The 593-nt window shown below is 67.5% G+C and carries 1 protein-coding gene; it reads right to left on the bottom strand.

Going from position 1 to position 593, the window contains the following annotated elements; genetic code table 11:
• The coding region (locus AC4PG8_RS13905) for a hypothetical protein (protein ID WP_492170469.1) at nucleotides 1–593 on the bottom strand (593 nt) is incomplete at both ends.

Raw genomic sequence — 593 nt, 5'->3', positions numbered from 1 at the left:
CTATGTCGTTGACGTCGTGCAACCGCTGCTGCACTTCGTCGGGTGACCTCTCTGGGGCGCTGAGCGCGTCGAGGTACTGCATGAGTTCGCTCGAGGCCTCGGCGAGGGCGGTCTCGGCCGCGATGAGCCGCTCGGTGACGGGCGCTAACAGCGGATCGTCTTCACGTTCGATGAGGCGCCGTGCCTGCCCCGTAAGCGTCAGGGCATCTGGGTCGTCTTCGTCATTCGAGACCGTCGCCTGTGCCTCGGCGACTGCCTGACGCAACGCCTCTGCGTGCTGCAGCCTGTTCGCGAGCGCTGCGAGCGATTCGTCTTCGCCTGGCTGCGGGTCCACGGCCGAAATGAAGTCGAGGTCCTGCCGCAACATTGCAGCCTCCCGAGCCCGCTCGTCACGGTGCGTCGTGATCTGCTCTAACTCGTCGCGGGCAGCCTGCCAAGCTGCGAGGTGCTTACGGTAGTCGACCAGTGTGGCCTCGAGGGCCCGGCCCGCTCCCCGATCGAGTGCTTGTCGCTGCGCTGCCGCCGACCGAAGCCGCTGCTGATCGGCCTGCCCGTGCACCGCGACCAGCGCATCCGTCACCTCGGCCAGCAGC

Source organism: Listeria sp. MAN/IMW/UF555 (assembly GCF_058684075.1).
Note: the sequence above shows the minus strand (reverse complement) of the source record. Positions and strands in the feature narration are given on the sequence as shown.